At 71.4% G+C, this 19,752-nt stretch carries 15 protein-coding genes; 8 read left to right on the forward strand and 7 right to left on the reverse strand.

Going from position 1 to position 19,752, the window contains the following annotated elements; genetic code table 11:
• Positions 1-18: 18 nt before the first annotated feature.
• Genes H305_RS0129250 through H305_RS0129270 form a run of 5 tightly spaced genes read right to left on the reverse strand, consistent with a single transcriptional unit; the run spans position 19 to position 8,103 of the window.
• A complete protein-coding gene (locus tag H305_RS0129250; RefSeq protein WP_028803589.1) occupies positions 19-624 on the reverse strand; it encodes a GTP-binding protein in 606 nt (201 codons plus the stop codon).
• Positions 605-4,261: a hydantoinase B/oxoprolinase family protein gene (locus H305_RS0129255; RefSeq protein WP_028803590.1), complete on the reverse strand. Its 3,657-nt coding sequence runs from the start codon at positions 4,259-4,261 to the stop codon at positions 605-607. Before H305_RS0129255 ends, H305_RS0129250 begins: the two co-directional genes overlap by 20 nt.
• A gap of 24 nt (positions 4,262-4,285) precedes the next feature.
• A complete protein-coding gene (locus H305_RS0129260) occupies positions 4,286-4,681 on the reverse strand; it encodes a DUF742 domain-containing protein (RefSeq protein WP_028803591.1) in 396 nt (131 codons plus the stop codon).
• 9 nt (positions 4,682-4,690) lie between these two features.
• Positions 4,691-5,131 (reverse strand): roadblock/LC7 domain-containing protein, encoded by a 441-nt coding sequence (locus tag H305_RS0129265; protein WP_028803592.1) that lies wholly within the window; start codon positions 5,129-5,131, stop codon positions 4,691-4,693.
• Positions 5,128-8,103, reverse strand: coding sequence for a nitrate- and nitrite sensing domain-containing protein (locus H305_RS0129270; protein WP_028803593.1), 2,976 nt, complete (start codon positions 8,101-8,103; stop codon positions 5,128-5,130). Before H305_RS0129270 ends, H305_RS0129265 begins: the two co-directional genes overlap by 4 nt.
• A gap of 420 nt (positions 8,104-8,523) precedes the next feature.
• Between H305_RS0129270 and H305_RS0129275 the strand changes: the two genes are divergently transcribed.
• Positions 8,524-9,051: a hypothetical protein gene (locus tag H305_RS0129275; protein ID WP_037765736.1), complete on the forward strand. Its 528-nt coding sequence runs from the start codon at positions 8,524-8,526 to the stop codon at positions 9,049-9,051.
• Positions 9,052-9,222: 171 nt separating this feature from the next.
• Here the strand turns inward: H305_RS0129275 and H305_RS0129280 are convergent, their stop codons facing one another.
• Both H305_RS0129280 and H305_RS0129285 read right to left on the reverse strand, forming a co-directional pair.
• Positions 9,223-10,431 carry an NAD(P)/FAD-dependent oxidoreductase gene (locus H305_RS0129280; RefSeq protein ID WP_199791467.1) on the reverse strand — a complete coding sequence of 403 codons (1,209 nt, stop codon included), beginning with the start codon at positions 10,429-10,431 and terminating at the stop codon, positions 9,223-9,225.
• Between the two features lie 34 nt (positions 10,432-10,465).
• Entirely contained in the window at positions 10,466-10,786 is a 321-nt protein-coding gene (locus H305_RS0129285) for a bifunctional 3-phenylpropionate/cinnamic acid dioxygenase ferredoxin subunit (RefSeq protein ID WP_028803596.1), read from the reverse strand.
• A 214-nt stretch (positions 10,787-11,000) separates the two neighbouring features.
• Here H305_RS0129285 and H305_RS0129290 point away from each other — a divergent pair, with 214 nt between their 5' ends.
• The 7 genes from H305_RS0129290 (at position 11,001) to H305_RS0129320 (ending at position 19,686) form a co-directional block, all read left to right on the forward strand.
• On the forward strand, positions 11,001-11,822 hold the full coding sequence (locus H305_RS0129290; protein WP_028803597.1) for an IclR family transcriptional regulator: 822 nt from the start codon (positions 11,001-11,003) through the stop codon (positions 11,820-11,822).
• A gap of 314 nt (positions 11,823-12,136) precedes the next feature.
• The gene (locus H305_RS0129295; RefSeq protein ID WP_028803598.1) at positions 12,137-13,222 is read left to right on the forward strand and encodes an S-(hydroxymethyl)mycothiol dehydrogenase; all 1,086 of its coding nucleotides are present in this window, start codon (positions 12,137-12,139) and stop codon (positions 13,220-13,222) included.
• Entirely contained in the window at positions 13,219-13,404 is a 186-nt protein-coding gene (locus H305_RS0129300; protein WP_028803599.1) for a hypothetical protein, read from the forward strand. The genes H305_RS0129295 and H305_RS0129300 overlap by 4 nt, the downstream gene beginning before the upstream one ends.
• 34 nt (positions 13,405-13,438) lie before the next feature.
• A complete protein-coding gene (locus H305_RS0129305; RefSeq protein ID WP_028803600.1) occupies positions 13,439-15,901 on the forward strand; it encodes a GcvT family protein in 2,463 nt (820 codons plus the stop codon).
• Positions 15,902-15,921: 20 nt separating this feature from the next.
• Complete coding sequence (gene solA, locus H305_RS0129310) at positions 15,922-17,076, forward strand: N-methyl-L-tryptophan oxidase (protein WP_028803601.1); 1,155 nt, start codon at positions 15,922-15,924, stop codon at positions 17,074-17,076.
• An 11-nt stretch (positions 17,077-17,087) separates the two neighbouring features.
• A complete protein-coding gene (locus tag H305_RS0129315) occupies positions 17,088-18,233 on the forward strand; it encodes an aromatic ring-hydroxylating oxygenase subunit alpha (protein WP_028803602.1) in 1,146 nt (381 codons plus the stop codon).
• Positions 18,226-19,686, forward strand: coding sequence for an aldehyde dehydrogenase family protein (locus H305_RS0129320; RefSeq protein WP_028803603.1), 1,461 nt, complete (start codon positions 18,226-18,228; stop codon positions 19,684-19,686). Before H305_RS0129315 ends, H305_RS0129320 begins: the two co-directional genes overlap by 8 nt.
• Positions 19,687-19,752 lie beyond the last annotated feature (66 nt).

Below are 19,752 nucleotides of genomic sequence, written 5' to 3' on the forward strand. Positions count from 1 at the left end.
CGGGCCGGTCCGGGGCCGTCAGGTCGTGACGGTCTCGCGGCGGTCGGCGGCGTAGGCCATCGCGTGCTGGACGACCGAGATGAGGACTTCCTTGACCGATTCGCGGTCGCGCGCGTCGCACAGGACGACCGGCACTCCGGGGTCGAGGTCGAGTGCCTGGCGGACGTCGTCGGTGGGATACCGTGCGGCGGCGTCGAAGCAGTTGACGCCGACGACGAAGGGTATGGAACGCCGCTCGAAGTAGTCGACGGCGGCGAAACAGTCCTCCAGGCGGCGTGTGTCCGCGAGGACGACGGCGCCGAGCGCGCCGGTGGCGAGCTCGTCCCACAGGAACCAGAAGCGGTCCTGGCCGGGTGTCCCGAAGAGGTACAGCACCAGGTCCTCGCGGAGCGTGATGCGGCCGAAGTCCATCGCGACGGTGGTGGTGTGCTTGCCTTCCACACCACTGGTGTCGTCGACCGGCCGGCCCGCCTCCGTGAGGAGTTCCTCGGTGCGCAGCGGCTTGATCTCACTGACCGCGCCGACGAGAGTCGTCTTGCCCACGCCGAAGCCGCCCGCCACCAGGATCTTGAGCGTGACGGGCTCGACCGGAGGCTTGCCGCGCTCAGAACGCCCGAAGATCATCGATCTTTTCTCCTGCTTCATCATGGTCGCGCGGTGGAGGCCCGTAGCCTCCGCCGCCGGGGGTTTCGATGACGAGTACGTCGCCGGGGCCGACGTCCGCCGAATCACTTCCGCCAAGTTCGGTGACCGTGCCGTCGGCACGTTCGATCCGGTTGGCACCGAGGGCTCCCGGTTCGCCGCCCGCCATGCCATAGGGGGCGACCCTGCGGTGCTGGGAGAGCGTGGAGACCGTCATGGGCTCCAGGAAGCGGAGGCGGCGCACCCCGCCGTCCCCGCCCCGCCAGCGCCCCGCGCCACCGCTGCCGCGCCGGACCGCGAACTCGTCGAGCCGGACCGGAAGTCGCCACTCCAGGACCTCGGGGTCCGTCAGCCGCGAGTTGGTCATGTGGGTCTGCACGACGGGGGCGCCGGGGAAACCGTCGCCCGCGCCCGACCCGGAGGCCACGGTCTCGTAGTACTGGTAGCGCTCGTTGCCGAACGTCACGTTGTTCATGGTTCCGGAGCCCTCCGCCTGCACCCCCAGAGCGGCGTAGAGCGCGCCGGTGATCGCCTGGGACGTCTCCACGTTGCCCGCGACGACGGCGGCCGGGGGCTCAGGGGCGAGCATCGAGCCGCGCGGCACGACGATGTCCAGGGGCCGCAGGCAGCCGTCGTTGAGCGGGATGTCGTCGGCCACCAGAGTGCGGAAGACGTACAGGACGGCGGCGTTGACCACCGAGAAGGGCGCGTTGAAGTTCGTGGTGAGCTGTGCCGAGGTGCCGGTGAAGTCCACCGTGGCGGTGCGTTGCTCCCGCTGCACGGACACGCGGACGCGGATGACGGCACCGGAGTCGGTCTCGTAGCTGAACTCGCCGTCATCCAGGGCGTCGATGACGCGGCGCACCGCCTCCTCGGCGTTGTCCTGGACGTGCCTCATGTAGGCCTGCACGACGTCGAGCCCGAAGTTCGTGATCATGCGGCCGACTTCGTCGACGCCCTTCTGGTTGGCGGCGATCTGGGCGCGCAGGTCGGCGAGGTTGGTCTTCGGATTGCGTGAGGGATAGCGCGCGCCGGTGAGCAGGTCCAGGGTCTCGGCCTCGCGGAAGCGGCCGTCCTCGGCGAGCAGCCAGTTGTCGAAGAGGATGCCCTCTTCCTCGATGGTGCGGCTGTCGGCGGGCATGGAGCCGGGCGCGATGCCGCCGATCTCGGCGTGGTGGCCGCGGGAGGCGACGTAGAAGAGGATCCGATCACCCTCCGTGTCGAAGACCGGGGTGATCACGGTGACGTCGGGGAGGTGGGTGCCGCCGTGGTAGGGGTCGTTGACCGCGTACGTGTCGCCCTGCCGCATGCCGTCACCGCGCCGCCGGATGACCTCCTTCACGCTGGTGCCCATGGATCCCAGGTGGACGGGGATGTGCGGGGCGTTGGCGACGAGGCTGCCGTCGGGGTCGAAGAGGGCGCAGGAGAAGTCCAGACGCTCCTTGATGTTGACGGACTGGGCGGTGGACTCCAGGCGGGCGCCCATCTGTTCGGCGATGGACATGAAGAGGTTGTTGAAGACCTCGAGGAGGACGGGGTCCGCTTCCGTGCCGAGATCGGAACTCTGCGTGACCGCCACCCGTTCCATGACCAGATGCCCGTCGTCCGTCGCCGCGGCCCGCCAGCCGTCGTCGACGACGGTCGTCGCGCTGGCCTCGGTGATGATCGCGGGTCCGGTCACGGCCTCGCCGGGCGGCAGTTCCTCACGGCGGTGCAGGGGCACGTCGTGCCAGGCTCCGCCCGTGTGCAGGCTGACCGACTCGGGGGCGGTGGCGGGGCCGTGCGGTGTGGAGCGCCCGGCGAAGGGGGAGAGCGCCGAGAGATCGGGGGGGTCGGTGAGGCCGGTGGCTTCCACGGAGAGGGCTTCGACGACGACCGGGCGGTCGAGGGTGAAGGAGTAGGTGGCGCGATGACGTTCCTCGAAGGCCTCGATCATGGTGTCGGGCTCGGTGAGCTCGACGGTGAGGACCGTGTCGGTGCCGTCGTAGCGGAGTTGGGCACGGCGGGTGACCCGGATGCGGTCCTCGGGCACGTCCTCGGCGAGCAGTTCGCAGCGGGCGGCGTTCTCCAGGTCGTCGGCGGTCCTCAGGATGCCCTGCATCGAGGAGGCTTCCACAGGCGCCTCCACGGACTGTTCGCGCATGGCCGTGGTGTCGGCGAGTCCGATGCCGAGGGCGGACAGGACGCCGGCCATGGGCGGGACGAGGACGGTGCGGATGCCCAGCGAGTCGGCGACCATGCACGCGTGCTGACCGCCCGCGCCGCCGAAGGTGGTGAGCGCGTAGCGGGTGACGTCGTGGCCCTTCTGGACCGAGATCCGCTTGACCGCGTTGGCGATGTTGGCCACGGCGATCTGGAGGTAGCCCTCGGCGACCTGCTCGGGGGTGCGGTCGTCGCCGGTCCTGTCGCGGATCTCGCGGGCGAGCGCGGCGAACCGCTCGCCGACCAGCGCGTCGTCGAGGGGCTGGTCGCCGTCCGGTCCGAACACCGTGGGGAAGTGCGCGGGCTGGATCCGTCCGAGCGCGACGTTGGCGTCCGTGACGGTGAGGGGGCCGCCGGCCCGGTAGCAGGCGGGGCCCGGGTCGGCACCCGCCGAGTCGGGGCCCACCCGGTAGCGGGAACCGTCGAAGTGGAGGACCGAGCCGCCGCCCGCGGCGACGGTGTGGATGTCGAGCATGGGCGCGCGCAGCCGGACCCCGGCGATCTGGGTGGTGAAGACGCGCTCGTACTCCCCCGCGAAGTGCGACACGTCCGTGGAGGTACCGCCCATGTCGAAGCCGATCACGCGGTCGAAGCCGGCGAGCTGCGACATCCGGGCCATGCCGACGATGCCGCCCGCGGGCCCGGACAGGATGGCGTCCTTGCCGCGGAACTGTCCGGCTTCGGCGAGCCCTCCGTTGGACTGCATGAACATCAGCCGGACGCCCTGGAGCTCGTCGGCGACATGCTGGACGTAGCGCCGCAGGACCGGCGAGAGGTAGGCGTCGACGACCGCGGTGTCCCCGCGCGGGACGACCTTCATCAGGGGGCTGACCTCGCTGGAGAGCGAGATCTGCGGGAATCCGGTGCGGGCCGCCAGCTCACCGACCGCCTGCTCGTGGGCCGGGTGGAGGTGGCTGTGCATGCAGACGACGGCGACGGCACGGATGCCGGAGTCGTAGGCCTCCTGGAGGGGGCCGGCGAGCGCGTCCAGGTCGGGGGCGCGCAGGACCGTGCCGTCCGCGGCGATCCGTTCGTCGACCTCGACGACCCTCTCGTAGAGCAGCTCGGGCAGCTCGATGGCACGGGCGAAGATGCGGGGGCGGTTCTGGTAGGCGATCCGCAGGGCGTCGCGGAAACCGCGTGTGATCACCAGGAGGGTGCGTTCGCCCTTGCGTTCCAGGAGGGCGTTGGTGGCCACGGTGGTGCCCATGCGGACGGCGTCGATGTGCGGGCCCGCGGCGCCTTGGCGGTCGCCGTCGCCGTCGAGGAGCTCACGGACGCCGGCGACGGCCGCGTCCGCGTATCTCGCCGAATTCTCGGAGAGCAGTTTGTGCGTGAGCAGGCGGCCGTCCGGGCGTCGCGCGACGATGTCGGTGAAGGTGCCGCCCCGGTCGACCCAGAATTGCCAGCCTGTCACGTCTGTTCCCCGCTTCCGCCCTGCTCAGAGCGCCCGGAGGCCGTTGATCACGTCGCGCAGAATACTCTCGTCCGGCAGCTCGGCGGGCGGTACGGGACGTGTCACGTGGACCATTTCCTCGTCCACGAGGTCCCCGATGAGGACCCGTACCACTCCGATCGGCAGGTCGAGTCCGGCGGCGAGCTCGGCGACCGACTGCGGCGCGTCGCGGCAGAGTTCGACGATGTCCACGTGCTCCGGGGACAGCGTGTGGTCCGCTTCGGGGTCGTCGGCGTGAGGTTCCGTGACGACCACCGCGATCAGGTCGAGGCGGTGCTGGGCCGGACTGGTGGTGCGGCCACGCGTCATGGCGTACGGACGGACCACCGGTCCGGCTTCGTCGTCGAACCAGTGGCGTGTTCCCTGACCGTCTCCGCTCATGTCATCCCACTACCCGCCCGAGGGCAGATCGGTGCGTGGAGCGGCGGCCAGATGTACGCCCACCCGCTTCACGAGGAGCGTCATCTCGTACGCGACCTGTCCGACGTCGGAGTCGGCGTCGGCGAGCACGGCCAGGCAGCTGCCGTCACCGGCCGCCGTGACGAACAGGAAGGCCTCGTCGAGCTCGACGACGGTCTGGCGGACGCTGCCCGCCTCGAAGTGGCGGCCGACGCCCTTGGCGAGGCTGTGGAAGCCGGAGGCGACCGCGGCCAGATGTTCGCTGTCCTCCCGGGTGAGGTCCTTGGAGGCCCCGGTGGGCAGACCGTCGCCGGAGAGCACGATCGCCTTGCGGATGCTGGCGACGCGGTCCACCAGCTCGTCGAGCAGCCAGTTCAGCTCGCCGGATGCCGTGCTGGTCTCGGTGGGCCCTGCGGCCTTCGGTGCGGTCATCGACCGTCCCCCTTTGTCGTTCCTCTTGCTGTGCCGTCCTGGGCGTCGTCGCCCACGGCGTTCTCCTCGCGGCCGCGCTGCCAGCCCCGCTGGAGCGAGGCCATCCGGTTGCGTACCTCGTCGGCGTCGCGCTCGGCGACGTCCGGACCCGTGCCGGTGCCGGTCCGGTCACGCTCGGCGCGCCGGTCGGGTCCTGCTTTCAACTGCGGGGCCAGATTGGCCTGGCGGACGCGGCGGGGCAGACGCCCCGCGCCCGCTTCCGCATCGCCGGCGGCGATCCCGGAGCCTGCCGCGGTCCCGCCGGTGTCCGCCGGCGTGGCGTCGCGCCGGGTACGTCTCGGCAGGGCCGGCGCCTCCCCGGGGCCGGGGGTGCCGGGGAGGCCCGGAAGGTCCGGTGTCCCCCGGTGGCTCGCGGACTCCCGGAGGCCGGACGCGTCACGCAGCCCGGGGGCCTCGCGAAGGCCGGGGTCCTCCGACCGCTCGCCGCCACGTCGCATCGAGGCCTCGGAGCGCGTGCCGCGCCGCGTGGGCAGCGGCTTCGCGCCGTCCAGTTCCTTCACGCGCCGTTGCGACGGTTCCCGGTTCCCGGTCGGCTCCCGGCTCGACACGGGCTCCGTGTACGGCACCGGTGCGAAGCCGTCGTCGCGCTCGTCCGTCTCGTCGCGCCGGGACCTCGTCCGGGTCACCGGACGGCCGTGCGAGCTGACGAGCTTGGGAGCTGCGCGCCGCGGCAGCGGAACGGCGGGGGCACCCGGACGGTCCTCGCTCACGAGCGCGGGCTCGTCCTCACCGTCGCGCTCCTGCTCCTCCTCGCCGACCGGTACGCCCGCGATGGAGCGACGTGGCCGGAACAGGCCGCCCCGCTCGCTGTCCTCGTCGTCGAGGGCGCCGGGGAAGCCGGTGAGGGTGTCCAGGTCGACGGGTGCGTCCAGCTCGACCGGGCCGTCCAGGATCGAGGCGGGCAGGCCGGGGAGACGTACGGGCGCCTCGGAGAGCGCCGCCTTGCGGCTCCCCTCAACCTCGGTCTCCTTCGACGGGAGCGCACGGTCGAGCCTGAACCCGATGCCATTGGTGTCCGGGACGTCGTCGGTGAGGAGCATGTCGGGAATGAACACGACAGCGGTGGTTCCGCCGTACGGGGACGGCTGAAGGGAGACGCGCACGTTCTGACGCTGGGCCAGTCGGCTCACCACGAAGAGACCGAGCCGGTCGGTGTCGGAGAGCTCGAACTCGGGCGTCTCGGCGAGCCGCAGGTTGGCGTCGAGGAGGGCCTCGGCGGCCATACCCAGGCCACGGTCGTGGATCTCCAGGGTGAAGCCGTTGGCGACGCGTTCGCCGACGACGTGGACGGCCGTGTGCGGGGGCGAGAACACCGTGGCGTTCTCGAGGAGTTCGGCCACGAGATGGGTGACGTCGGCGACTGCGGGACCGGTGACGGCGACGCGCGGCAGGCGGCGCACCTCGATGCGCTCGTAGTCCTCGACCTCGGCGACGGCGGCACGGACGATGTCCATGAGCTGGACGGGTTTGCGCCACTGCCGGGAGGGGGCGGCGCCGGAGAGGATGACCAGGCCTTCCGCGTGACGGCGCATGCGCGTGGTCAGGTGGTCGAGGCGGAACAGGTCGGCCAGTTCGTCGGTGTCCTCGGTCCGGCGCTCCATGGTGTCGAGGAGCGTGAGCTGCTTGTGGAGCAGCACCTGGCTGCGGCGCGCCAGGTTGACGAACACCTCGGAGACGCCGTCGCGCAGTTCGGACTGCTTGACGGCGGCCTCGACGGCGGCGCGCTGGAGGGTGTTGAGGGCCTGGCCGACTTCGCCTATCTCGTTCTTGTCGTACTCCAGGCGCGGCACTTCGGTCTCGACGTCGACCTCTTCACCGGCGGAGAGCCTGCGCATGACGCTGGGCAGGCGGACGCCGGAGGCCTCGTGGGCCTCCAGTCGCAGTCGGCGCAGGTCGCGGATGAGGCTCCGGCCGATGCGCACGGACATGACGAGTGACACCAGCACCGCGATGAGCCCGACGACACCCGCGACGACCGCCTTGACGATCACGCCCATCGCCACGGGCCCGACCCGGTCCTGGTAGCGGTCGCCCGCCTGGTCGTCGAGTTCGCCGAGATCGTCGAGGACGTGCCGGGCCGCCCCGTCCCAGCTCTTCGCCGTGACGCCGCGCGGCGAGCCGTCGGTGGCGGTGACGACCGACTGTTCGGCGACCCGCAGGGGCGCCGTGTCGGCGTTCTTCCAGTAGCGCTGGAAGCGTTCACGCTCCGAGGACGGCAGCAGCGGCAGGCTGGTGTCGTACAGCAAAGTGCGCTGGGCCACGAGGTCGGAGATGTCGCGGACCTCGTCGCGGTTCAGCCGGCCCACGACCAGCGCGGAACCGAGCAGGGCGTCCTCGCGGGAGAGCAACTCACGGGCGCGGTCCACATTGACGAGGGCGCGGCCCTGCTTGTCCATCTCCACGTTGTCGAGTACGTGCAGGTTGGCCAGCAGGACGTAACACGGGTCGACGAGACGGTTGTAGAGGTCGAGGGCCTGGGACCGGTCGACGGTGCCCTCCTCGACACTGCGGCGCAGCGAGTCGATCCCGCCGACGGCGTCGAGGAACGAGGTGAGGTGCTCGCCGGTGTCCCCGCCCATCTCGTCGCGCAGGTCCCCGTCCTCGGAGTTCTTGCGGACCTTCGCCACGACCCGGTCGGTGGCGGTCCTGCTGCGCTTGAGGGCGGTGAGCGCGTCCGAGGCGCGAGGATCGGCCAAGTAGACGAGTGTCTGTCTGCGTTCCTGCTGGAGGACGCGGACGGCGTCCTCCGTGGGGAAGCCGATCTTCTCCACGACATCGGCCACATTGAACAGCTGCTTGGCGGCGCGGCCGGTGAGTACGGTCGCAAAGCCCCAGATCGCTGTCAGGGAAACCAGCGGCACGAGGAGCAGCGCCACGATCTTCCGGCGGATGGACTTCCCGCGAAAGCGCATGGCCTCCCCCAGCTCGACCCCCTCCCGGGGGTACACATGTGCGTCAACAAACGGCGTGAGCCTACTACCGACGCACAGGTAACTCGAAGACCCGTCCGGGTGCAGCCCGCGCGGGTCGGGAACGAGACATGGGCAGTTGTCCGTCCATTGGGGGAGATCGCCTCCCCCAATCCGGCACTTGGGGCCGGATCCCATCGGAGCGGTGAAGTCGGTCAGTTGGCCGGAAATCTTCGCTCCTCGGGAATCTTCGGGGCACGTCGTTCGTCTGTCTGTACGGGAAATGGGGGCGGAATCGGCCCCAGGAGCCGCATGCCGCGCTCAGGCGGCGTAAAAGAGCGCAAGCCGGGCAGCCAACTGGGGAGCGGGTGTTTCGTGACACCTGTGCGAGGAGCCTGCTGGGCGGTGGGGAGTGACGAGTTGATGGGCACGGCGGAGCGGAGCGGAGCGCTCGAGGAGGGCGTTGCGGCGCCCGAGGCGGCGCAACTGGCCGTCCAGGCACCGGATCACGACATTCCGACGGACGAGTACGAGGTGTACGGGCGCGAAGCCCCCTCGCACTACCGGCCGTTGTGGATCGAGGAGCCCGCGCGCAGGCGGCGGTTGCCCGACCCGGTGCGCACGGCGGCGGTGCGGGCCGTCCTGATCATCGCCGTGACCCTGATACAGGCGGTCGTGGCCTTCTTGTGCACCCTCGCGGGGTCCTGGCTGGCGTTCCCCATGGTCCTCAGCAGCATCGCCGGCACCGTCGTGGCCACGTGGGCGGCGCTCGACGTCTGGGTGACCCGCCAGGTGTGGAACCAGCGCAACGGAGTGGTGTCGGTGCCGAGCAGCACCGCGCGGGCCCTGCGCCGGGAGCGGCGCAAGGCCAGGCGGCAGGCGCGGGCGACGGAGCGGTCGCAGGAGCGCATACGCCGGCGCGGGAGCGCCGGGCAGCTGTCGCACTCCTAGCGCGACGACATGCGCGACCGCAGGCAGAGGGCCGGCCTGTGACCGAGCGGTCCCCGTCGCAGGTACACCCGGGACGGGACGCTCCGTCACGGATACACCCGGGACGGAGCGGTCCGCCACAAGCGCACCCGTGACGGGGCGTCCCGTCACCGGCCCCTCGACGGCACCGCTTCAGAGTCCGGCCGTCGGCGCGGCCGGCATTTCACTGCGGGCCAGTTCACGGCGGACCCGTGTGAACGGACGGGGGCGGTCCACGGAGAGCACGGCCGTCGTCCGGCCGTCCCGTTCGTAGAGGGCGAGGAATCCGCCCTCGGCCGGCCCTCCCTCCTCGATCCCGCCCTCGACGATCCGGACGGTGTCCGACTCGTGCCGGCGCCCCGCGAACTGGATCCGCGCCCCGTACTGGTCGGACCAGAAGTAGGGCAGGGACCGACCGGTGGTGACGGTGCGTCCGGCCAGCAGGTTGCGTACGGCGACCCGTGGTTGCTCGGTGGCGGAGGTCCAGTGCTCGGCGCGGGTGCCTCCGACACGGGCGACGTCACCGACGGCGACCACCTGTGGCAGCGCGGTCGCACAGCCGTCGTCGCACAGCACTCCGTCGTGCAGGGCGAGGGTCGAGCCCGCGAGCCAGCCGGTGTTCGGCGTGGCCCCGATGCCCACGATCACGACGTCGGCGTCCAGCACACGGCCGTCGGACAGCCGGACACCGGTGACAGCGGGCGGCGACGTACCACCTCCTCCGCTCCCGCGGAGGCCGGCGACACCGGTGCCGGTGACCAGGGCGACGCCGCCGCGGCGGTGCAGTGCGGCGCACACAGCGGCCATGCGGGGGCCGAGTTGGGGGACGAGGGGCAGTGCCGCTGCCTCGACGACGGTGACGTCGTGGCCGAGAGCGGCGCACGAGGAGGCCGTCTCGGCGCCGATGAAGCCGCCACCGATCACGACGATCCGGAGCGGACCCCGGGCGAGTTCCGCCCGCAGGGCGCGGGCGTCGTCGAGGGTGCGCAGCGTGTGCACTCCGGCGAGATCGTCGCCGGCCAGACGGCGGGCGCCGGCACCGGTTGCGATGACCACGCCGTCCGTGGAGATGGTGCGGCCGTCGTCGAGGAGGACGGTGCGGCCCCGGACGTCGAGGCCGCGGGCGCGTACGCCGAGGTACCACTCGGCGTCGAGTTCCGTCCTCTCCTCGGCATCGGTGAGGGCGAGTCGGGCTTCGTCGGCGCGGCCGGCGAGGAAGTCCTTGGACAGGGGCGGACGGTCGTACGGGCGGTGCCGTTCGTCGCCGATGAGCACGAGCCGTCCGTCGAAACCCTGGGCCCGCAGCTCCCGGGCCGCGTACAGGCCTGCGAGGGAGGCGCCGACGACGGTCACGGTCCTCATGCGACCCGCGCCGCATCACGTACGGTCACGGCGTTCATGCGGCGGTGCCTTCCTCGGCGGCAAGGTGGACGTGGATCATTCCGTCGTCGACGGTGACGCGGTGGGTACGGACCGGGCGTCGCGCGGGAAGGCAGGTCGGCAGGCCGGTGCGGAGATCGAATGAGGCCGCGTGCAGCGGGCACTCGACGAGGCAGCCTTCGAGCCACCCCTCGGAGAGCGACGCGTCCTGATGCGTGCAGGTGTCGTCGATGGCGTAGAGCTCGCCCTCCGCGTGGAACACGGCGACGGGCGGCGTGGTGTCGACCCTTACGGATTCGCCCTCGGGGAGGTCATCAAGGCGACAGACGGGAATCATGGGCCCCCCTCTCGGTCCGGACGGATTCGTCCAGGACCTCTCAGGTCCAGGTCGTCGGGAACCTTCCGGGTTCCGGACGCTTCGGTAACATGATGTTTCGTATGGCGCACGAGGGAGCGCTATGCGCAACAGAATCCGCGCGGGGGTCCCGTCACGTCAAGGGCTTCCCGCAGATGCGGCCCGAACAGGGCCGTCAGGTGGTGAGAGTTGAGCCATGACCCGCACTCAGAAGCAGGCTGAGCACGCCGAGGAGACGTCCGACAAGCCCGGCGGCAGGGGCGCGGGCAGCGCCGTTCAGTCGGTGGACCGCGCCGTGAGTGTCCTGGAGATCCTCGCCCGGCTCGGCGAGGCAGGAGTCACCGAGATCGCCGAAGAGCTGGACGTGCACAAGTCCACCGCGTTCCGGCTGCTGGGGGTGCTGGAGAACCGTGGCCTGGTGGCTCAGGCCAAGGACCGGGGGAAGTACTACCTGGGGGCCGCCGTGCTGCGCCTCGCCGGGGCGGCGGCCGTGCGTCTCGACATCTCCCAGGAGGGCGTCCCGGTCTGCCGCGAACTCGCCGACGAGCTGGGCGAGACGGTCAACATAGCGGTGCTGGACGACGACGCCGCCGTCAACATCATGCAGGCCCGCGGCACCGCCTCGGTCACGGCGCAGAACTGGCTGGGCAGGCGCACCCCCCTGCACGCCACCTCCAGCGGCAAGGTACTGGCCGCGCACATGCCGCCCACCCTGCGCGAGGGTCTGCTGGCGCGCCCGCTGCCCCGCTTCACCGAGCGCACGATCACGGGCCCCTCGTCGCTGCGCGCCGAGCTGGAGGCCGTGGTGGAGCAGGGCTACGGGATCACCATCGAGGAGCTTGAGCTGGGACTCGCCGCGGTGGCGGCGCCCGTTCGGTCGCACGACGGCAAGGTGATCGCCGCGATCAGCGTGTCGGGTCCGGTGTACCGGCTGAACGCCGACCGGCTGCCGGAGCTGACCAAGCGGACGGTGGCCGCCGGCGCGGAGCTGTCGCGCCGCATGGGCTACGGCTTCTGAGCCCGACGCCGGGCCGGCCGGGCCGGCGTCCCATCCGGCGACCCGTCCGGCACCCGGCACCCGATCGCACCCCGTCCCCACCCCTCTCCCGCGGCTGCTCCCGCGCCGTCCGTCACCCCTGAGCCGCCCCACCGCCCCTGCCGCGGGGCCGGGACTCCCCCGGCCCCGCGTCCCGTGTATCCGCCAGGTTTCCGGCGCCCCGTTCCTTTTGCCAAGGGTTAACTCCCACCCCTTGACGGCTCCGTGACGGCGTTCTCAGTATGTTCCTCATCGCGCAACCCATCGTGCATTGCGCAACAGCAGAGGAGCTTGTCGTGCCCCACGAGGTCCGTGCCGTAGTCGCTGTCGAGAAGGGCGCACCCGTCGAGGTGCAGACGATCGTCGTTCCCGATCCGGGACCGGGTGAGGTGCTCGTCACGGTGCAGGCCTGCGGGGTCTGCCACACGGATCTGCACTACCGGGAGGGCGCGATCAGCGACGATTTCCCGTTCCTGCTGGGCCATGAGGCGGCCGGCACGATCGAGGCGGTCGGCGACGGCGTCACCGACCTGACCCCCGGCGACTACGTGGTCCTCGCCTGGCGCGCTCCGTGCGGCAACTGCCGCTCGTGCCGCCGCGGACGCCCCTGGTACTGCTTCGACTCCCGCAATGCCACCCAGCCGATGACGCTGCTCGACGGCACCCCGCTCAGCAACGCCCTGGGCATCGGCGCCTTCGCGGAGAAGACCCTGGTCGCCGCCGGGCAGGCGGTGAAGATCGACCCGGCCGCCCGGCCGGAGGCCGCGGGTCTGATCGGCTGCGGAGTGATGGCCGGATACGGCGCCGCGGTGAACACCGGGAACGTGGGGCGCGGGGACACGGTCGCCGTGATCGGCTGCGGCGGCGTCGGCAACGCGGCCATCGCGGGCGCCTGTCTCAACGGCGCCATGAAGGTCATCGCGATCGACATCGACGACAAGAAGCTCGACCAGGCGGAGAAGTTCGGCGCCACGCACACCGTCAACTCCCGCGGCACCGACCCCGTCGAGGCCGTGCGCGCGCTCACCGACGGCTTCGGGGTCGACATCGCCATCGACGCGGTGGGCCGACCGGAGACGTACAAGCAGGCCTTCTACATGCGCGACCACGCCGGTGTGCTCGTCCAGGTCGGTGTCCCGGACCCTGAGATGAGGATCGACCTCCCGCTGATCGACCTGTTCTCGCGCGGCGGCGCCCTCAAGTCGTCCTGGTACGGCGACTGCCTGCCGAGCCGCGACTTCCCCTTCCTCATCGACCAGTACCTGTACGGCCTGCTCGACCTCAACGCCTTCGTCAGCGAGACCATCTCCCTCGACCAGGTCGAGGAGGCGTTCGGGAAGATGCACCGCGGTGAGGTGCTGCGGTCCGTGGTGGTCCTGTGAGTCACGAAGTCACCGTCCGGCGCGGGGCCGGCGCCACCGGCCGCTCCTGTTCCGACCGGCCCACCATCGAGGCCTCCCTCCGCAACCGCCTGCTCGCCCTCCCCGACAGCACGGTCGTCCGCACCGGGCACGGCGAGGACACCACCGTCGAGGCGGAACGGTCCCACGTCCCCACCCCCTGAGCACGTCCGCTCCCGCACCCCGGCAAGGAGGGGCATGTCCAGCACGCCCGCAACCCGCCCGCGCGGTCCCCGGGTCGTCGTCATCGGCGCCGGCATCGTCGGCTGCTCGCTCGCCGACGAACTGACCGCACGCGGGTGGACCGACGTCACCGTTCTCGAACAGGGGCCGCTGCCCGCGCCCGGTGGCTCCACCTCCCACGCACCGGGCCTGGTGTTCCGGACCAGCCCGTCCAAGACGCTCACGGAGTTCGCGCGATACACCGTGGAGAAGTTCGGCTCCCTGCGGGTGGACGGCGTCTCCTGCTTCGACCAGGTCGGCGGTCTGGAGCTCGCGACCACGCCCGGGCGCCTGGCCGACCTGCACCGCAGGGCGGGATACGCCGCGTCCTGGGGAGTGCGCGGCGAGATCGTCAGCGCCGCCCGCTGCAAGGAACTCTGGCCGCTGCTCGACGAGTCGGCCGTGCTCGGCGGCTTCCACACACCGGGCGACGGGCTGGCCCGCGCCCTGCCCGCGGCCCGCGCCCAGATGGACCGCGCCGCGAGCCGGGGCGCCCGTTTCCTCGACCGCCACACGGTCACCGGCATCGAGCGGGAGGACGGCCGCGTCACCGCCGTCGTCACCGACCGCGGTTCCTTCCCCGCCGATCACGTCGTCTCCGCCGCCGGATTCTGGGGCCCGGTCATCGGGCGCATGGCCGGAGTCGACGTGCCCCTGCAACCGCTCGCTCACCAGTACGCGAAGACACGGCCGTTGCCCGAACTGGCCGGCGCCGTCGCCGAGGCGTCCCGGCCCATCCTCCGTTTCCAGGACCGCGACCTGTACTTCCGTGAGCACCACGACCGCATCGGCATCGGCAGCTACGCCCACCGGCCGCTGCCCGTCGACCCGTTCGCCGTCCTCGCCTACGACGAGGCGCGCGCGAACGACATGCCGATGCCGTCCTCGTACCCGTTCACCGCCGAGGACTGGGCACCGAGCTGGGACGACTGCCGCCGGCTGCTGCCCGCCCTGCGCGGGTCGGAGGTCGAGGAGGGCTTCAACGGCGTGTTCTCCTTCACCCCGGACGGCATGCCCGTCCTGGGCGAGTCGCGTGAGTTGCGCGGCTTCTGGCTGGCCGAGGCCGTCTGGGTCACCCACTCCGCGGGGGTGGCCAAGGCAGTCGCCGAATGGATGGTCGACGGGCGCGCGTCCCTCGACCTGCACGAGTGTGACATCACGCGCTTCGAGGACGCGCAACGTTCACCGTCGTACGTGCGTGAACGCGGTTCACAGCAGTTCGTCGAGGTGTACGACGTCCTGCACCCTCTCCAGCCGATGGAGCGGCCGCGTCCCTTGCGCGTCAGCCCCTTCCACGCCCGGCAGCAGGAGCTCGGCGCGTATTTCCTGGAGGGCGGCGGCTGGGAGCGCCCGCACTGGTACGAGGCGAACGCCCCGCTCGCGGACGGCCTGCGCCTGCCGGAGCGTGACGCCTGGTCGGCCCGCTACTGGTCCCCGATCGCGGCGGCCGAGGCGAAGGCGACCCGTGAGAAGGTCGCCCTGTACGACATGACGCCGCTGCGCAGGCTGGAGGTCACCGGCCCCGGCGCCCTCGGCTTCCTCCAGCGCATGACGACCAACACCCTGCGCAAGAAGCCCGGAGCGGTCACCTACACGCTGCTGCTCGACGAGACCGGCGGCGTGCGCTCCGACCTGACCGTCGCGCGCCTCGCCCCCGACCGGTTCCAGGTGGGCGCCAACTCCCCCGCCGACCTGGACTGGCTGATCCGCCACGCACCCGGCGACGTGCACCTCCGCGACATCACCTCCGGCACCTGCTGCATCGGCGTGTGGGGGCCGCTCGCCCGCGAGCTCGTCCAGCCGCTGACCGACGACGACTTCTCGCACGAGGGCTTCGGGTACTTCCGGGCCAAGCAGACCCACCTGGGCCATGTCCCGGTCACCGCCCTGCGGTTGAGCTACGTCGGCGAGCTCGGCTGGGAGCTGTACACCACCGCCGACCTGGGGCTGCGGCTCTGGGACACGCTGTGGGAGGCGGGGCGGCCGCACGGCGTGATCGCCGCGGGGCGCTCGGCCTTCAACTCCTTGCGCCTGGAGAAGGGTTACCGGGCCTGGGGCGTCGACATGACGGACGAGCACAACCCGTACGAGGCGGGCGTGGGGTTCGCGGTCCGCATGGACAAGGACGGCTTCGTCGGCCAGGAGGAGCTCCAGGGCCTCGCCGGGACGGAACCCACGCGCAGGCTCACCCCCCTGCTCCTCGACGATCCCGCCTCCGTCGTCCTCGGCAAGGAACCCGTCTACGTCGGCGGCACCCCCGCCGGCTACGTCACCAGCGCCTCCTACGGCTACACGCTCGGCCGCTGCGTCGCGTACGCCTGGCTGCCCTCCCTGGCGACGGGTACCGGCGTGCACATCGAGTACTTCGGCGAGAAGGTTCCCGCGACCGTCGCCGAAGAGCCCCTCTTCGACCCGAAGATGACCCGCATCCGCCGCTGACACGCCCTCAGGAGGCCCTCGTGTCACCCACCTACGACGTGATCGTGATCGGTCTCGGCGGCATGGGCAGCGCCGCCGCCCACCACCTGTCCGCGCGCGGCGCGCGTGTGCTCGGTCTGGAGAAGTTCGGGCCCGTCCACAACCGCGGTTCCAGCCACGGCGGTTCGCGTATCACCCGGCAGTCCTACTTCGAGGACCCGGCGTACGTGCCGCTGCTGCTGCGCGCGTACGAACTGTACGAGGAGCTGGAGCGGGAGACGGGACGCGACATCGCCACCCTCTGCGGCGGTGTCATGATCGGCCCCCCTGACTCCCGGACGGTCTCCGGCTCGCTGCTCTCGGCCCGGCAGTGGGACCTGCCGCACGAGATGCTGGACGCCGCCGAGATACGCCGCCGTTTCCCGACGCTCGCCCCGCACGACGACGAGGTCGCGCTCTACGAGGCGCGCGCCGGACTGCTGCGCCCCGAGAACACCGTCGCCGCCCACCTCCAGCTCGCCACCCGGCAGGGCGCCGACCTGCACTTCGAAGAGCCGATGACGCGCTGGGAGCCGTACCGCGACGGCGTACGCGTCCACACGGCCGAGAACACCTACACCGCGGGCCAGTTGGTGATCTGTCCCGGCGCGTGGGCACCGCGGCTGCTCACCGACCTCGGTGTGCCGTTCCGGATCGAGCGGCAGGTCATGTACTGGTTCCAGCCGCGCGGCGGAACCGGGCCGTTCGTCCCCGACGCGCATCCGATCTACATCTGGGAGGACGCGGCCGGCGTCCAGGTCTACGGCTTCCCCGCCATCGACGGCCCGGAGCTGGGCGCCAAGGTCGCCTTCTTCCGCAAGGGCGTCGAGTGCACCCCGGAGACCATCGACCGGACCGTGCACGACGAGGAGGTGCGGGCCATGGCCGGCCACATGTCCCGCTGCGTCCCCGACCTGCCCGGCAGCTTCCTCAAGGCCGCCACCTGCATGTACTCCAACACCCCCGACGAGCACTTCGTCGTCGCCCGGCATCCCGCGCACCCGGAGTCCGTCACCGTCGCCTGCGGATTCTCCGGACACGGCTTCAAGTTCGTGCCGGTCGTCGGCGAGATCCTCGCCGACCTCGCGCTGAAGGGCACCACCGAGCACCCCATCGGCCTGTTCGACCCCAGCCGCCTCGCCGCCGCGCCCGCCTGAGGAGTCCGCACGTGACGACGATCCCCGTCTCCCCGTCCCCCCTCTCGCCCAGCCTGATCGCCACCCTCCCGGGGCGCTACTACACCGATCCGGAGATCTTCCGGCAGGAGCAGGAGCGAGTCTTCGAGTCGATGTGGTTCTGCGCCGTCCGCTCCGCGGACCTGGCGAAGCCCGGCGCGTTCCGCACCGTGCAGGTCGGCCGCGAGAGCGTCCTGGTCACCCGTTCCCGCACGGGCGAGTTGCGCGCCTTCCTCAACATCTGCCGCCATCGCGGGGCCCGGTTGTGCACCGAGGAGTCCGGGGAGGTCCGCCGGAGTCTCCAATGCCCGTACCACGCCTGGACGTACGACCTCGACGGCAGACTCGTCGCCGCGCCGAACCTGACGAAGATGCCGGACGTCGACCGCGCCGAGTACGGCCTGGTCGCAGTCGCCCTGCGCGAGTGGCTGGGGTACGCCTGGGTGTGCCTGGCCGACGAACCGCCCTCCTTCGAGGAGACCGTGACGGGCGCGGCCATTGAACGGCTCGGCGACGCGGCGGCCATCGAGCACTACGGCACCGAGAACCTGTCGCTCGGGCGCCGCATCACGTACGACGTGAAGGCGAACTGGAAGCTGATCGTCGAGAACTTCATGGAGTGCTACCACTGCGCGACGATCCACCCCGAACTCACCGACGTGCTGCCGGAGTTCGCCGACGGGTACGCGGCTCAGTACTACGTGGGCCACGGCGCCGAGTTCGGCGAGGGGATCAAGGGGTTCACGGTCGACGGCAGCGAGGGCTTCGCCCGGCTCCCCGAGGTCTCCGCCGACCAGGACCGCCGCTACTACGCGATCACCGTGAAACCGACGGTCTTCATCAACCTGGTCCCGGACCACGTCATCCTGCACCGCATGTTCCCGCTCGCCGAGGACCGTACGGTCGTCGAGTGCGACTGGCTGTACGCGCCGGAGGTCGTCGCGTCCGGCACGGACGTGTCCAAGTCGGTGGAGCTCTTCCACCGCGTGAACGAGCAGGACTTCGAGGCCTGCGAGCGGACTCAGCCGGCGATGGCGTCGCGGGCGTACCGCAGGGGCGGCGTGCTGGTCCCCACCGAGCACCACATCGGCATCTTCCACGAGTGGCTGACGACTCAGCTGGGGGGCCCGCATGCCTGACCTGTTCATCGACGGTTCCTGGCGGGGCGCGCTGGACGGGCGCACCCGGGAGATCCGCTGTCCCGCCGACGGTTCCCCGGTCGGCGTCGTCGACGAGGCGGGCGGCAAGGACACGGCCGAGGCCATCGCCGCCGCGCGCCGCGCCTTCGACGACGGACCCTGGCCGGCGACCGCGCCCGCGGACCGCGGCGATCTGCTGCTGCGCGTCGCCGGCCTGCTCGTGCGCGACAAGGACGCGCTCGCCCGCGCCGAGTCCCTCGACACCGGCAAGCGGCTCGTCGAGAGCGAGTACGACATCGACGACGTCACAAACTGTTTCCGCTACTTCGGCCGCCTGGCCGCCGCCGAGGCCGGCCGGGTCGTCGACACGGGCTCGGTGGCCGTCGACAGCCGTGTCGTGTACGAGCCCGTCGGGGTCTGCGCGCTGATCACACCGTGGAACTACCCCCTCCTGCAGACCGCGTGGAAGGTCGCGCCTGCCCTCGCGGCGGGCAACACCTTCGTCCTCAAGCCGAGCGAGCTCACCCCGCACACGGCGATCCGTCTGATGCGTCTCCTCGACGAGGCGGGGCTCCCGCCGGGCGTCGCCAATCTGGTGCTGGGCGCTGGTCCGGAGGCGGGCGCACCGCTCCCCGACCATCCGGACGTGGACCTCGTCTCGTTCACCGGCGGCCTCGGGACCGGCCGTCGGCTGATGGCCGCGGCGGCCGGCACGGTCAAAAGGGTCGCCCTGGAACTCGGCGGCAAGAACCCCAACATCGTCTTCGCGGACGCCGACTTCGAGACTGCGGTCGACATGGCGCTCACGGCCGTCTTCCTGCATTCCGGGCAGGTCTGCTCGGCGGGCGCGCGGCTCCTGGTCGAGGACGTGCTGCACGACCGGTTCGTCGACGAGGTGGTGCGGCGCGCCGGGCGGATCCGGCTCGGCGGGCCGTTCGACGAGCACGCGCAGACCGGTCCGCTGATCTCGCAGGCGCACCGCTCCAAGGTCGAGGCGTACGTCGCCCGGGGCCTCGCGGAAGGCGCGGTGCTGCGCTGCGGCGGGGCCCGTCCCGAGGGGCTCGACGAGGGGTTCTACTACCTGCCGACGGTGCTGGACGAGTGCACCGGCGGCATGTCGGTGGTCCAGGACGAGTCGTTCGGACCCGTGCTCACCGTGGAGCGCTTCGGCAGTGAGACCGAGGCGGTGCGGCTCGCGAACGACACGGTCTACGGTCTCGCGGGCGCGGTCTTCACCAGCGACGAGGCCAAGGCCCAGCGGGTCGCGGCCCGGCTGCGCCTCGGCACGGTGTGGATCAACGACTATCACCCGTACGTCCCGCAGGCCGAGTGGGGCGGTTTCAAGCAGTCCGGCTCCGGGCGCGAGCTCGGGCCGTCCGGCCTCGCCGAGTACCGCGAGGCCAAGCACATCTGGCGGAACACCGACCCGTCCCCGCAGGGGTGGTTCGCGTGAGGTCGCCCTGACGCCACCATGCGCACCGCACACGCACGATGTTCGTACGACCCTGCGCACCACACC

Origin of the sequence: Streptomyces sp. 142MFCol3.1, from assembly GCF_000424945.1 — a bacterium.
GTDB lineage: Bacteria > Actinomycetota > Actinomycetes > Streptomycetales > Streptomycetaceae > Streptomyces > Streptomyces siamensis.

Excerpts from the sequence above, each read along its gene's own strand:
- H305_RS0129305 (WP_028803600.1), top strand. The coding sequence starts at position 13,439 with ATGTCCAGCACGCCCGCAACCCGCCCGCGCGGTCCCCGGGTCGTCGTC.
- H305_RS0129260 (WP_028803591.1), bottom strand. The coding sequence starts at position 4,681 with ATGAGCGGAGACGGTCAGGGAACACGCCACTGGTTCGACGACGAAGCC.
- H305_RS0129250 (WP_028803589.1), bottom strand. The coding sequence starts at position 624 with ATGATCTTCGGGCGTTCTGAGCGCGGCAAGCCTCCGGTCGAGCCCGTC.
- H305_RS0129280 (WP_199791467.1), bottom strand. The coding sequence starts at position 10,431 with ATGAGGACCGTGACCGTCGTCGGCGCCTCCCTCGCAGGCCTGTACGCG.
- H305_RS0129275 (WP_037765736.1), top strand. The coding sequence starts at position 8,524 with ATGGGCACGGCGGAGCGGAGCGGAGCGCTCGAGGAGGGCGTTGCGGCG.
- H305_RS0129320 (WP_028803603.1), top strand. The coding sequence starts at position 18,226 with ATGCCTGACCTGTTCATCGACGGTTCCTGGCGGGGCGCGCTGGACGGG.
- H305_RS0129290 (WP_028803597.1), top strand. The coding sequence starts at position 11,001 with ATGACCCGCACTCAGAAGCAGGCTGAGCACGCCGAGGAGACGTCCGAC.
- H305_RS0129270 (WP_028803593.1), bottom strand. The coding sequence starts at position 8,103 with ATGCGCTTTCGCGGGAAGTCCATCCGCCGGAAGATCGTGGCGCTGCTC.
- H305_RS0129285 (WP_028803596.1), bottom strand. The coding sequence starts at position 10,786 with ATGATTCCCGTCTGTCGCCTTGATGACCTCCCCGAGGGCGAATCCGTA.
- H305_RS0129265 (WP_028803592.1), bottom strand. The coding sequence starts at position 5,131 with ATGACCGCACCGAAGGCCGCAGGGCCCACCGAGACCAGCACGGCATCC.